This window comes from Sneathiella glossodoripedis JCM 23214 (assembly GCF_000616095.1).
Taxonomy (GTDB): Bacteria; Pseudomonadota; Alphaproteobacteria; order Sneathiellales; family Sneathiellaceae; genus Sneathiella; species Sneathiella glossodoripedis.
Map to the genome: position 1 here is coordinate 20114 of NZ_BAMS01000006.1, position 13508 is coordinate 33621.

Annotated in this window: 13 protein-coding genes; 8 read left to right on the forward strand and 5 right to left on the reverse strand. The window is 45.5% G+C overall.

Going from position 1 to position 13508, the window contains the following annotated elements:
* The first annotated feature begins 108 nt into the window (after positions 1–108).
* From JCM23214_RS24950 to JCM23214_RS16665, 3 genes are read left to right on the forward strand one after another with little or no spacing between them, the layout of a single operon-like run.
* Entirely contained in the window at positions 109–582 is a 474-nt protein-coding gene (locus tag JCM23214_RS24950; protein WP_199899687.1) for a type I secretion system permease/ATPase, read from the forward strand.
* Positions 583–608: 26 nt separating this feature from the next.
* Positions 609–2201 (forward strand): type I secretion system permease/ATPase, encoded by a 1593-nt coding sequence (locus JCM23214_RS21485; protein WP_234397788.1) that lies wholly within the window; start codon positions 609–611, stop codon positions 2199–2201.
* Positions 2202–2238: 37 nt separating this feature from the next.
* Entirely contained in the window at positions 2239–3549 is a 1311-nt protein-coding gene (locus tag JCM23214_RS16665) for an HlyD family type I secretion periplasmic adaptor subunit (RefSeq protein WP_037493891.1), read from the forward strand.
* Positions 3550–3551: 2 nt separating this feature from the next.
* On the opposite strand, the gene xrtD is transcribed toward JCM23214_RS16665, so the two are convergent.
* From xrtD to JCM23214_RS16685, 4 genes are all read right to left on the reverse strand, one after another.
* Positions 3552–5096, reverse strand: coding sequence for a VPLPA-CTERM-specific exosortase XrtD (gene xrtD, locus JCM23214_RS16670; RefSeq protein ID WP_025899935.1), 1545 nt, complete (start codon positions 5094–5096; stop codon positions 3552–3554).
* A 99-nt stretch (positions 5097–5195) separates the two neighbouring features.
* A complete protein-coding gene (locus JCM23214_RS16675; RefSeq protein ID WP_025899936.1) occupies positions 5196–6011 on the reverse strand; it encodes a CpsD/CapB family tyrosine-protein kinase in 816 nt (271 codons plus the stop codon).
* Positions 6012–6020: 9 nt separating this feature from the next.
* Positions 6021–7676 carry a hypothetical protein gene (locus JCM23214_RS16680; protein ID WP_025899937.1) on the reverse strand — a complete coding sequence of 552 codons (1656 nt, stop codon included), beginning with the start codon at positions 7674–7676 and terminating at the stop codon, positions 6021–6023.
* A gap of 173 nt (positions 7677–7849) precedes the next feature.
* Positions 7850–9307 carry an undecaprenyl-phosphate glucose phosphotransferase gene (locus JCM23214_RS16685; protein WP_025899938.1) on the reverse strand — a complete coding sequence of 486 codons (1458 nt, stop codon included), beginning with the start codon at positions 9305–9307 and terminating at the stop codon, positions 7850–7852.
* Between the two features lie 192 nt (positions 9308–9499).
* Here JCM23214_RS16685 and JCM23214_RS21490 point away from each other — a divergent pair, with 192 nt between their 5' ends.
* The 5 genes from JCM23214_RS21490 (at position 9500) to JCM23214_RS16710 (ending at position 12220) form a co-directional block, all read left to right on the forward strand.
* Positions 9500–9862 carry a VanZ family protein gene (locus tag JCM23214_RS21490; RefSeq protein ID WP_148301924.1) on the forward strand — a complete coding sequence of 121 codons (363 nt, stop codon included), beginning with the start codon at positions 9500–9502 and terminating at the stop codon, positions 9860–9862.
* Positions 9863–9932: 70 nt separating this feature from the next.
* Complete coding sequence (locus tag JCM23214_RS16695; protein ID WP_025899940.1) at positions 9933–10589, forward strand: hypothetical protein; 657 nt, start codon at positions 9933–9935, stop codon at positions 10587–10589.
* Between the two features lie 84 nt (positions 10590–10673).
* Positions 10674–10952 carry a YggT family protein gene (locus tag JCM23214_RS16700; protein ID WP_025899941.1) on the forward strand — a complete coding sequence of 93 codons (279 nt, stop codon included), beginning with the start codon at positions 10674–10676 and terminating at the stop codon, positions 10950–10952.
* Positions 10953–11021: 69 nt separating this feature from the next.
* Positions 11022–11909 (forward strand): bifunctional methylenetetrahydrofolate dehydrogenase/methenyltetrahydrofolate cyclohydrolase FolD, encoded by an 888-nt coding sequence (gene folD / locus JCM23214_RS16705; protein ID WP_025899942.1) that lies wholly within the window; start codon positions 11022–11024, stop codon positions 11907–11909.
* Between the two features lie 8 nt (positions 11910–11917).
* The gene (locus JCM23214_RS16710; protein ID WP_025899943.1) at positions 11918–12220 is read left to right on the forward strand and encodes a hypothetical protein; all 303 of its coding nucleotides are present in this window, start codon (positions 11918–11920) and stop codon (positions 12218–12220) included.
* 58 nt (positions 12221–12278) lie between these two features.
* Here JCM23214_RS16710 and JCM23214_RS16715 read toward each other — a convergent pair whose 3' ends face one another.
* A complete protein-coding gene (locus JCM23214_RS16715) occupies positions 12279–13487 on the reverse strand; it encodes an argininosuccinate synthase (protein WP_025899944.1) in 1209 nt (402 codons plus the stop codon).
* Positions 13488–13508 lie beyond the last annotated feature (21 nt).

Here is a 13508-nt window from a genome sequence, read left to right on the forward strand (position 1 = left end):
TTTAACGCGTGTAAAAGCGAAGCTTTTGTTTATTTTGGGTTTATTGACGGTAGTGTTATAGGCGCAACGTATAATAATATTTATGACAAACGCAGGTCGGGTGCTGCTGTGAAGCAAAAAGGACATACACTCTTAAAAGAAACCCTTAGTAAATGTCGCCGGGTCTTTGTCATTATTGCCCTGTTTGGCTTGTGCATTAATGTGCTTATGTTGACGGCACCTTTGTTTATGATGCAGGTGTTTGACCGGGTCATTACAAGCCGAAATACAGATACACTGATAATGCTCTTGCTTGTCGCGACAATCGCGCTTGTGACGATGGCAGCGCTTGAGGGTGTGCGCACCTATGTAATGGTAAGATTAAGCTCCTGGCTGGATCGACGCCTCGGCGGCATTTCCCTGACCGCCAGTATTTATTCTACGTTAAAAAAAGGCGAAGACCCCAACATACAAGGGTTGAGGGACCTGAACACCTTTCGCTCGTTCTTAACTGGTGCAGGTGTGTTTCCAATCTTGGACGCCCCCTTTGCTCCCATATTTCTCGGTATTATGTTTCTGCTTCATCCTTGCTGGGCGGCATAGCCCTTGCCGGAGCGGGAATATTGTTTTTGTTGGCACTTTTAAACGAAGTGGTTACCAGAAAGGCATTGGCGCAAAGCAGTCAGCATGCCTTTAACGCCATGAGCCAAGCAGAGGCAGCGGCGAGAAATGCGGATGTCATAGAGGCGATGGGCATGATGCCCAATCTGTTGGCAAAATGGGGGAAAGCCAATGATCAGGCGCTTGATATGCAGGCAAATGCCAGTGACCGGGGTGGGATTGTATCTTCACTCTCCAAATTTTTCAGAATGGGGTTGCAGATCGGTGTTTCAAGCGCTGGTGCATGGCTTGTCATACAGGGTGATATGACGCCCGGCTCCATGATTGCCGGATCGATGATTATGGGGAGGGCGCTGGGACCGGTTGAGCAGGCAATTGGAACCTGGAAAGGTTTTATTGGTGCACGCGCAGCCTATGGCCGACTTAAAGCAAAAATAGCTGAAACGGACATTGAGGCGAAATCCATGCCGCTACCTCGTCCAAAAGGAAATGTAAGTGTTGAAAATGTCACCTATTCACACCCCGGTCATTCCGAGCCTGTCCTTCGTAATGTAAGCTTTAAAGTTCTTGCTGGCGAAATTGTTGGTCTTATTGGTCCGACTGCTGCTGGCAAATCAACACTTGCTCGAATCCTTGTTGGAAATGTGGATCCAAGGAATGGGCATGCGCGTCTGGATAATATGGATGTGTCGGAATGGCCAGCAGCGGACCGCGGCCAGTATATTGGGTACCTGCCACAGGATGTTGAATTGTTTTCTGGAACAATTCGGGAAAATATTTCCCGCATGGCTGAGGGTGATTCAGAATTGGTTATAGAAGCGGCGAAGAAAGCAGGCGTCCATGAGATGATTCTTCGCATGGAAAAGGGATATGAAACTCAGATCGGAGATGGCGGAGCTGCCTTGTCCGGTGGACAGCGACAACGCATTGCACTGGCAAGGGCTATATATGGAAATCCCTGTTTGCTAGTTCTGGATGAGCCAAACGCCAATTTGGATAGCGAGGGAGAAAATGCCTTAATGAAGGCAATGGATTCCCTCTCGAATGAAGGCATGACCATCATAATTGTTGCCCATCGGCCCAACGTCTTGCGCTATGCTGATAAAATTGTTGTCCTGCGTAATGGAATGGTTGATGACTTTGGCTTCCGTGATGACATTCTTGAAAAACTGCAGGGCCCCAAACATTTAGCTTTGGGAGGACCCAAAGGATTTGAAGCACCGCAAGCTGAACCTGAATTGGTACTTTCCAAACCTGATAGAGCGAAACCGAAAACTGCTGAACAGGCAGGAAGAACTGGTGAAAATGAAATGTCAGCCAGATTATCTCGTTTGCAGGCAATTAAACAGCGAAATGCTAGGCGCTCACGCGTAAAATCCGAGGCGGTACAAAGTAAACCTCCTGCTACAGGTGTTATTGCCGCGTCTGGAGAAATACCGGGCTCGAGCTCTTCGATAAAACCAATTACCAGTGACATAAAAGCAGAAATAGTGTCATTAGCTGGTCGTGACTTGAGTGAAGCAGAAATATCGGAAATTTATAAGCTGTATCAATCAGGGGAAAAGCAAAGCATGCTTGAAAAATTGAAAGGCACTGGGTGATGCAGGCATGTATCAGTGAATGCCTTTGGAGCAGAACATGACTTCAACAAGTGAAAGCATGTCAAATATGGGAATCGCCAAACCGGTTTGGGTTGGTTTGATCATAATTGCGTTATTTTTTGGCGGTCTTGGTGGGTGGGCAGCTTATGCGCCACTTGGTAGTGCCGCGATCGCTACTGGCGTTGTAAGCGTAGAGGGAAGCCGGAAAACAGTTCAGCATTTTGAAGGCGGTATCGTATCCAGAATTTTGGTTAAAGACGGTGATCGGGTGGAGCAGGGGCAGCCTTTGTTCTTGCTCGATCAGACACAGGCAAAGGCGTCACTTCAGCTTATTTTTGGTCGTAAAGCCGTTGCGCTTGCGGAAAAGGCCAGGTTGGAAGCCGAACAATCCGGTGCAGAGCAGATAGAGTTTTCAGATTGGCTGACGGAGCGACAAGAAGATCCGATCGTAAGTAAAGCAATGGAAGGTCAGAGAAATATTTTTGAGGCCCGTAAGCTTGCCAGGCTAGGTCAGATCACGATCCTGAATCAGAAAATTGCTCAGTTGAATGAAGAAATCAAAGGGCTGCAAAGTCAAATCAGGTCTCTGGATCAGCAGATTAAACTGATTAACCTTGAACTGAAGGATGTTCAGTCACTCGTTGAGAAAAAGCTGGCGAAAATGACCCGTTTAAGATCTCTTCAAAGAACTGCTGCAGAACTGCTTGGCGCAAAGAGTCAAAATATCGCAAAGATCGCCCAATCGCGTCAGGCTATAGGTGAGATAGAATTACAGATATCGGAACTGAATAACAGCACCATCAATGAAGTGGTGGAAAACTTGAAAATCGTTCAGGCTCAGATTTTCGATCTACAGGAACAGGAACGTTCTTCAAAAGATATTTTAAATCGGACCGAAATTGTGGCGCCGACTGATGGCGTTGTCGTCAACCTGGCGGTTCATACTGTAGGAGCCGTGATTGCCAGCGGTGAGCCTTTGCTGGAGATTGTACCTGTAGATCAGTCATTAATCGTTCAGGCGCAGGTGAATCCAAGTGACATCGATGTCGTCAAAATCGGGGCCAAGGCTCGAATTACATTTCCGGCTTTCAGTCAACGGGAAGTCTCCCCTGCAGATGGTATTGTGACAAATGTTTCAGCGGACAGTCTTGTCAATGAAAGGACAGGCGAGTCCTATTATCAAGCTCAAGTGCAGATCGAAGATTTAAAAAGTGCCAATCTTACTTCAGAGCAGCTCCGGCCCGGAATGCAAGCGGATATCATGATTTCCACAGGCGAGCGCACGGCGCTGGAATATATCATGAAACCGATAATCGCGAGCTTTAGAAAAGCAATGACCGAACAGTGATCCTATTCGGAAGGAACATAACGCGGCAACACTTCAAAAAGCTCAGTTGCAAATTCGCTCAAACGTTGATCAGCAACAACTTCTGACATCTCGGTTGTGACGGGCATTGTCAAACGGACGAGTGCGCCGTCAGTGCGATTTGAGACGAGCCCTCCAACAAGCAAGTTGAACTTTGCCATGTATTCATTGGCTATATATTTACCGCGTTGCTGGAACCAGTAATAGACCAGTAGTCTTTGTTCACCTTTGCCAATCATAACTCTATTTACAGGAACGGGGGTCCCCTGATTGTTAAGTTCGATGGTTGTCAGGTCTGTAATTTTCCAGCCACCTGACGGGATACAGACTCTCGGAGAATGGGGTGTCTGTCCCGCAGATTGCTGTTCGTAATATCCGATAAATAGTGAAATTGGAGCGAGATCTTCTTCCCTGTAATGCCCAAGAAAATAATCGCTCATTTGCAAAATTTCTTGCTCAATTCCCGGAATCTGGTCCTCTTCTGCGATCATGCCATTAATTTTAAGCGGAAAACTTGCAAACGTTGCTCTCTCTGGAATGACGGGATCAATTGAGCGAAGAAAGAATGACAGAGGCCCAAGTGCGATACACAAGGCAATAACTGCAATTACAGGCGGTGTGTTGATCGTCATCTCGGAAGAATTATCACTCGCCTCTATTCTCAAGACGCCGTTACCAATTGTTTTCTTTTCAGCTTTCGTCAGCGTCAACCAACAGACGCCTAAAGTTAATGCAAAGGAAATGAGGAAGAACACCCAGCCTTCGAATAAATGGAAAAAGCCCTCAGATACGCCCATATCGGTAAATTCGACGAAGGCTCCTGTCAGGAATATGCGGACGCTATTCATAATAATGGAAACGGCCGCCGCCAGTACAAGGAACAAGCCGCGTTTCCAAAGATGGATATCGAATAACATGCCCGAAAGTGCACCCAGTCCGATCATTGGATAGAGGTATCGAAGACCACTACAGGCTTCTGCGACTTCCAGTTTCATTTTTCCAAGATCAATAATGTTACCATCCTGAAATACTGTAATTCCGATCGAGCGAAGCCAAAACACACTTACATCTGATGAGAAAAGCTGCAGCCCATAGGATAAGTTGGAATTCAGGAAGCTGGGAGGAGGAACAACAAAGGGTAGTAGAATGATGGATGGGAAAACATATCGGGCATAGGTCCATCCACCAAATGTAAGGAACAGGGCAAATATAAGGGAAAAAGTGCTTAGATGTCTTAAATTCTGAACGCCTGACTTGATCGCAAGCGCATATGCTGCAATGGAGATTAATGCAAGTGCTACGCCCGCATACCGCCCATTTTCACTCGGGCGTGACAAGAGTTCACGGCGTGCCCACAACAGATATATTGAGACAGCCAGCATCAATGGCCCATGACTGAACTCTTCTTGTTCCATCCAGGCATCCCACAGCAGATGCGCATCAGGCATGTAGAATGCCAGGACGAGTAAAATAGTAAGTGGGAGCAGAAGCTTTGGCCACTCCAAACCTGATGTTGATAGATTTGTCATTTGTGTCACTTAAATTTCCCCCTCATGCGCGGGTACGCCCTGTGGTATTCAATCTACAAGAATATAAGCTTTTAAAAACATTATGAAGTAAAATGAACGTTAGTAGTAATGTGTCTGACGTTCTGAGGATTTATTTAGGACGACGCCCAGCAGATTTGTGGATTGGATCTGCCGTCTAGCCTCTTTCACTTCAATTGGTTTTGTCTCTCCGCTTGCTACAACAAGAAGAACACAATCAACTTGCGGCATAAAAGCGATTGCGTCATCTCCCGCCATAAGTGGTGGCAGGTCATATATGACGATGCGGCTTTCATATCGTGACTTTAAGTCATGCACTAAAGATTTAACTCGACGAGAAGTGAGTGTCTCCGCAGAATTTTTAACTGGTACAGTATTTGGAAGGACGACCAGCCGGGGAAAGCCTGGATTGATGAGTATGTCTTTGACTTCCAGATCATGTTCAAGATAATCAAACAGGCTCGCTTTCGGCTTAAGCCCAAGATAGTCAGCAATTCTTGGACGCTTTAGATCAAAATCGACAGCAAGGGCAGTTTTGTCCGTTTGTTTGGCGATGCTGAGTGCGAGATTTAGCGCGACTACTGTTTTCCCGCATTCGGGCGAAGGACTTGTAATCGCAAGAGTATTCCAGCCATTCTCATCCATTTTTGCCAAAACCTGGGTTCTCAGAACATCAAATGCTACAGAATCCGGATCTTCGCTATCAAAGGTTATGATGCGGTTGCTTGACAGTTGTTTGGTATCCAGTTCGGTGACCGTCGTTTCGCTATATGCGATTTTTTCACTTTCCACATCCGGTGCGGGGCGACGGGGCCTTGAGGGTGAAAGTGATTTGTTCAGGCCTGATTGGGTCTGAGATTGTCGCGCTTTGGATATGGCGTCTTTGATGCGTTCCATTAGTGTCTCCTAAAAAGGCAGAGCGTTCATGCGCTCTAACGCTGCCCAAGCACGGTAAAACAGGATGTCCAATGGTTTGTAATACATGTGAATGAGTAAGATACCGATGGCACCTACAAAGGTAGGGGCTAATAAAAAAGCACCCAATTTGTAGCGTTTCTTTTGAATATCCCGTTGGGTTTTGATGAACGGAATAGCGACCAGTGGTGGATGTTTGAGCAAGGCCTCCAGCTCGCGCGATGAGCGAACGCGTTTGTCAACCAACTCCATCAGAACAGCGGTGCCAATTCCAGTCGCGAATGCTAGAAATACACCAATCCCAAGGAATTTAGGTCGGTTTGGCCACACAGGTTCTGTGGGTGCAATGGGCGGTTCTATCAGCAAAAACCGTTCCGCTTTTTTCTCTTCTTCAAGATTTTGCGCCAGCCGTGCTTTCCCTTGCTTGGCTTCCAGTTCCTGGTATTTTGCGTGAATTTCCCGATGAGTGCGAACCAGTACCAACAGGCCACGTTCGACTTCAGGGGTTTTTAAAATGAGCGCTTCGGTATCGATGGCTTTCTGTTTGAGTTCATTAAGCTGGTTGATCGTGTCCTGAGTCGCTTTGGCATTTGAATCAAGCCTAATCTGGATTCTTTTTACGAGTTGAGCAATTGCAGGATTGGCAGGGTTTGAGCTCTCTGTTTCTATGCCATCTTCGGCACTTGCGGCCAGTTCCTCATCCAACTTTTCTTCAAGCGCGGCAACTTTACGCTTAAGAGCTTTAATTGTCGGGTGCTTTTCAGTGAGCTGGGTTAATGCTTGTGTGAGTTGGTCTTCAGCTTTTTTGAGTTCCAATTCGGTTGTATTTCCAACTGTTTCAATATTCCCCGACTTGTTCAATGTTCCGCTTTTAGCGGCGCTCAGTTCAAGTTCCAGATATTTTCTTTCATCTCTCAGAGAATCCAGTTGTTGCTGGGAAGCCTTGATCTCTGACTGAATCCTTTCAAGTGTACCCAGGCGTATATCCAGATGCTCCGGCAAGCTTTCGTTATTTTCTCTTTTATATTCGGAAATGGCGTTCTCGGCAGCGACAAGCGCCTTGCGTAGTTTTTCTGCTTCCTGTTCCAGAAATTGCGTAGTTTCAGAAGCACGCTCGGTTCTTGTTTTTACATTTTCATTTAAAAAAAGTGTTGTCAGCTCATTTGCAACTTTCGCAGCTATTTGCGGGTTTTCGTGTTGGAAACCGACCTTGAAAGCAATTGTTACAGAGTTCCGGCTTCTCTGATTAGACTGAATTGTTTCAATTTTTATCAGCTTTTGCATTTCCTCAATGAGTTTGGAGACAGACAGAGATCTGCGCTCTTGAGGAAAAACGTCATACTTATCTATGACTTTGAGTAGATTTGAACGGGTTAAGACCCGTTGTTGGATAATTGTGATCCGTTGATTGGGATCGGAAGTTACTGTTGACTGAACCAGTTCGACCGGGATCTGTTGAGATTCAACAAGAACGGTTCCCAAAGATTCGTACCTTTGAGGAAGTGAATAGACCACGAAAAAGGAAATAATGGATCCTATGACCGCTGGAATAAGAAAAAAAAGGAACCGCCGTTTTGCAATCGAAATAATCTGCGACAGGTCAAAGGTATTTTCTTCTTCCTCAGTGTTGTAATAATCAGTTGTCATTTTGTATTCGCAATAATTCGATTGTTAGGTGTTAGTGATGGCCCCAAAAAGGGGCAGGTTCGTTTAAGTCAAAGACGGTTAGCTGTGAATACAGTGAAGTTTGGCGTTTTCGAGTGTTCAGTTTTGCAAAACTTAACCATAGAAACGTAAATAAACTGTGCATTTTGAGTGCCTTAATATGCGTTTTTATTAATAAAACCAACAAAAAGTGTTTTTATTAGGATCTGCATATCAAATAGCAGTGACCAGTTTTCACAATAATACATGTCATGTTGAACTCTGGCCTCCATTTTTTTCAACGTGTCTGTTTCTCCTCGCAACCCGTTCACCTGTGCCCATCCTGTAATGCCTGGCTTCACCCGGTGACGTCCAAAATATCCTTCAATCAATTCTGAATATTCTTCATTATGATCAACCGCATGTGGCCGGGGACCCACCAGTGACATAGATCCGAAAAACACATTTAGAAGTTGGGGGAGCTCATCAAGGCTTGTCCGGCGTATGAATTTTCCCACCTTTGTTATTCTGGGATCATCCTTGGTGGCTTGCTTTGTCGTTATTGTCGGAACGCTGTCGTGATACATTGATCTGAATTTGTAAATTTCAAATTCCTGATTGTTGTAACCAAAGCGCTTTTGTTTAAAAAGCACAGGCCCCTTACTCTCCAACCTTATGGCGATGGCTAAACACAGAAAAACGGGGGAGAACATCAACAGCAGAAGGAAGCTCAGAATTTTATCTTCAAGCCACTTTAGAAGCACGCCCCAACCAGACAAAGGGGAGTCCACGACCTCAATCATGGGGAGAGTACCAAAATGTCGCGGGGAAGGTTTGTTGGGATATCGAAATCCAACCAGATCAGAAGCCAGATGAACATGAGCGGGCAACTCGCGCAATTGACTGACGATTGAAACCTGTCTTTCATCAGCGTGCCATGGCAAGGCAACGATTATGTCATCAACCTGCTGTTTGCGGCAGTATGTTTTAAGTGCTTCAATGTTTCCAAGAAGGGGTATGCCTCTTAAATCAATTTCAATGCGCGAAGCCCGGTCATCAAATACACCGAGTATGCGATTAAGTGGATATTTTTGACCTTCGTTAAGCTCTTTAATCAAATGTGTGGCTTGTGGTCCCGCACCGACAATGACAATGCGCCGACAGATGATGTCTTTTGCCGCCAGCATTCTTAAAAGCCAGTAACCGCCAATTCGTGCCAGAGCCAGATACAGAAATGAAAATCCAAAGAAGCTATATATCCAGAAGCGGGAAAATTCACCAGAGATATTCAGTGAAAATGCAAGTGCGAGTAACAAAAGAAAAGTAATCGCACAGGTTCCGCCAATTCGCGATATTGTTTGCAATGGCGTCATGATGGCAGAAAATTCGTAAATGCCTGCGTAACGCCCTACAAAGAAATAAGAGCTGAAGATGAAAAAGATCGCAAAGAGGTATATCTCTCGAATGTAAAAGGGATTTCCGAGAATGCAGCTATAGGCCACAAGACCTGCGATGGCGATCAGGATTGTATCAATGAAACTGAACAGACCTGAAAGGACATAGGACGACAATGGGAAGCTGGTGCGGCCTTTATATGTAGGCGTGTCATGCTGTGCTGCGTTTGAGCTGCTCATTTCCTAGGCTTTCCCCCAAAAGCGAACCATTGAGTAATATCGTTAGACGATATTAATTGCATCTTTGTGTGAATGAAAACTTACTATTCACACAGTTATATATGTTTATCGTCAAAACAGATGAAAATTGTTAAAATTTCAGGTGAGACAGAAGAAATAAAATCTAAGCCATCCAAGCGGTAAGAGTTTAAAATGAATCTGAACAGTTTCCGACCAATAGCATTTTGCCTATGGGTGATCTCCATGTCCGTTGTCTGCATTGGATCGCTTTACCCTATCGACAAAATTCCCACAGATTTACCCCAGTTAAACGACAAGCTTTTGCATTTGGGTGCATATTCAGTGATTGCATTCCTTGGATTATCCGCTGCCAAGAATATCTCGCAGGGTTTGGTTTTCGTGATGGTGTCCATATTCTTTGGGGTTCTGATTGAATTTTTACAGCCCTTAACCGGTAGAGGGTTTGAATATCTGGATATGTTGGCAAACACTGCGGGTGTGGCAATTGCTTGTTTTGTCTTTGTTGTTGGAGACAAAATTAAAAGCAATTTATAGTTGCAATAAAATAATTTATAGCAATCTATGATTATGTTTTCGTTGTTAGTATCAAGTCAGGAGCATAATCATGAAGGAATTTATCAAATCCCATAAAGGTTTGATTGCATTGTCTGCAGCTTTTGTCGTCATTGTAAGCGCTGTAATATTTCATTACTTACATATGAAAGAAATTGCGGGGAAATTTGAAGGAAAATGGCGTGCTGCGGCTGGGATGCGTGTGGAACTTATCAATGCTCAGTTCGACGTTTTTGGAGGGGGCGGGAGTATTGGGAGTATATTGATCAGCGATCAGGATGAGAGTTATAAGCCACTCATTTATCTCGAAAATGTGGAGTTGAGATACGTACCCTTCAGTTCATATTGGGGGCCACTAAAAATAAAGGAATTTGCTGTTGCTGAGGGGGATGCCGAAGTAAATATTATTGGGTCCGGATGGCGAGTAAAGCTTCTCAATACGCAGCTTAAGGAACTCATTGAAACCAAAAATCAAGCAGAAACGAAAGCGTTTCAGTTTTCCAATGTACAAATTGGTCGAGGCCGAATGCTGATCGGGCCGGCACAAATTGGAGTAAATTTTGAACGTATTGCCGAGTTTCCGCCAACCAATCTGACTTTTTCGGAAGACCAGAATAAAGAACTGAGTGATATCGATGAAATTCGGTACATACTGTTCGAACTGACACGTCAATCTCTTGAGGCAACTTCTTACCCAATGATCCGTTAAGAACATCACTGTAAAGGATAAACTTGCTCATTGTGCCAGACATGACTAAATGTAGTGACAATCGAAATCAGAGCGGGAAAAAGCATGCATTCTGTTGTCACACTCTTAAGCACTGTTATTGAAATTTATGTCTGGCTCTTAATCGCCAGCGCAATTCTCAGCTGGCTGATCGCATTTAATGTTGTCAATATGAGCAATCAGTTTGTCTCTGCCGTCAGTCAGTTTTTGTATAAAATTACAGAGCCAGTGTTGCGCCCGTTAAGGCAGGTAATCCCATCAATCGGCGGGTTGGACGTGACGCCAATCATTTTAATCCTGCTTTTGTATTTTGTCAGAAATTTGATGTGGGAATATCTCATCTAGGAATTGCGTCGCAATTGAAGTTTTAATTTGCGACGAAAGTACAGCAAATACATTAAGGGTATAACTGGAATGGCTGGACAAAAGATTGACGGCAAGCAATTTGCTGAAAGCGTTAGAGAGCGGGTTGCACGCCAAGTCGACTATTTACAATCTGAGCATAAATTGAAACCAGGGCTCGCCGTGGTGCTGGTAGGAGAAGATCCGGCCAGCCAAGTCTATGTGCGCAACAAGAATACAGCAACTTTGAAAGCCGGAATGAAGTCTGAGGAAATCAGGCTGGAAGCGTCCGCGTCGCAGGAAGAGGTGCTGGAAGTCGTTCGAAAATTAAATGAAGACAGTTCGATCCACGGCATTCTGGTGCAATTGCCTCTTCCTCCTCAAGTTGATGAAACAGCCGTAATTAACGCTATTGATCCGGCTAAGGATGTGGATGGCTTTCATGTCATAAATACAGGCCGGCAGGCTGTTGGACTGGATGCCATGATGCCCTGTACACCACTTGGCTGCATTACGTTGCTCAAAGAGCGATTGGGCGATTTATCTGGCCTTAATGCAGTAGTTGTTGGCAGGTCAAACATCGTTGGCAAGCCGATGGCCAGCCTGCTTCTGGCAGAAAGCTGTACAGTAACAATTGCACACTCACGTACAAAAGATTTGCCTGAAGTCTGTAAAAGGGCTGATATTCTTGTGGCCGCTGTTGGCCGTCCGGAAATGATCCGCGGTGATTGGATCAAGCCAGGCGCAACTGTGATCGATGTTGGGATCAACAGGGTTAATGTAGATGGCGGTAAAACGCGTTTGGTTGGCGATGTCAATTTTGAAGAGGCCATTGCAATCGCTGAGGGGGTAACTCCGGTTCCGGGTGGAGTTGGGCCAATGACAATTGCCTTTCTATTGGTAAACACGGTGACGGCTGCGTGCCGTGCACATAATATTCAACTGCCTGAGGATATTTGATTTTACCGATGCAGGCCACAACGCGTACATATGCTGCATTTGCCAAAGCTGTAATTGTTGGGGCGCTTACCGGTGTTGTTTTTGGTGTGGTCCTGCTGGCGCTTCCCGGCGCGGCACTGCTTTTGCTGGTTGGTGTGCTGGGATTGCACTGGGACTTAAGCTGGATCCCGCAAGTATCAACAATCATGGTGATTGGTGGCTTGCTGGGCGCCGCTTTTGCAGGTGCGTTGTTTATAAAGGATCGACATGTCCCCTATGTCGAGGATGTGCAGGATTTTGAAGAAGATCCGCAGAATACAGATAGAGAATAAAAAAATAAAAAACGCCGTATCTGCAGAATACGGCGTTTTTTATTTGCTGAGCGTTTGATTAACTCTTTTGGCGATGAAGAAGTCTGAGCCTTAAGGCATTCAGCTTTATAAAGCCTTCTGCATCGCGCTGGTCGTAAACCGTATCTTCTTCGAAGGTGACATGTTCCATGGAATATAGCGAGAATTTACTCTTGCGCCCAACTACACTTGCACGCCCTTTGTAAAGCTTAAGCCTTACAACGCCTGATACTTTCTCCTGACTTTTGTCGATCAATGCCTGCAGCATTTCACGTTCCGGAGAAAACCACAGGCCATTGTAAATCAGCTCTGCGTAGCGAGGCATAATCTCATCTTTCAGGTGCATGGCACCCCGATCCAGGGTAATCTGTTCAATCCCCCGATGAGCTTCGAGCATAATTGTACCGCCGGGTGTTTCGTATATACCCCGTGATTTCATGCCGACGAAACGTCCCTCTACCAGATCAAGTCTGCCAATTCCGTTCTCACCGGCAACCTTGTTTAGTGCAGTGAGCATTTCAGCAGGGCTCAAACGTTTCCCATCAAGGGCGACAGGATCGCCTTTTTCATACTCGATTTCGATATATGTAGGCGTGTCAGGTGCGTCTTCCGGTGCAACTGTTCTGGAATAAACATATTCACCAGCTTCATCCCACGGATCTTCAAGGGCTTTGCCTTCTGCAGAAATGTGAAGCAGGTTTGCATCCACAGAGAAAGGCGCTTCGCCTCTTTTATCTTTGGGGATCGGGATCTGGTTTTTCTCGGCAAAGTCAATGAGCTTCGTGCGGGAGTTCAAATCCCATTCGCGCCAAGGTGCGATAACCTTTATGTCCGGATCCAATGCGTAATAACCCAGTTCGAAGCGAACCTGATCATTTCCTTTACCGGTAGCGCCATGGGCAACTGCATCTGCCCCGACTTCACGTGCAATTTCAATTTGACGTTTGGAGATGAGCGGACGTGCTATTGATGTGCCGAGCAGATACTGTCCTTCGTAAACTGCGTTTGCCCGAAACATTGGGAAGACGAAGTCGCGGACAAACTCTTCTCGTAGATCATCAATGAATATTTCCTTGATGCCCAACATTTCAGCTTTCTTGCGGGCGGGCTCCAGTTCTTCACCCTGTCCAAGGTCTGCAGTGAAGGTGACAACCTCACAATTATATGTGGTTTGAAGCCACTTAAGAATTACAGATGTGTCCAGACCACCTGAATAGGCGAGGACGACTTTTTTAATGTCTTTAGACATGGCAATTTACCTTTAGTGAAA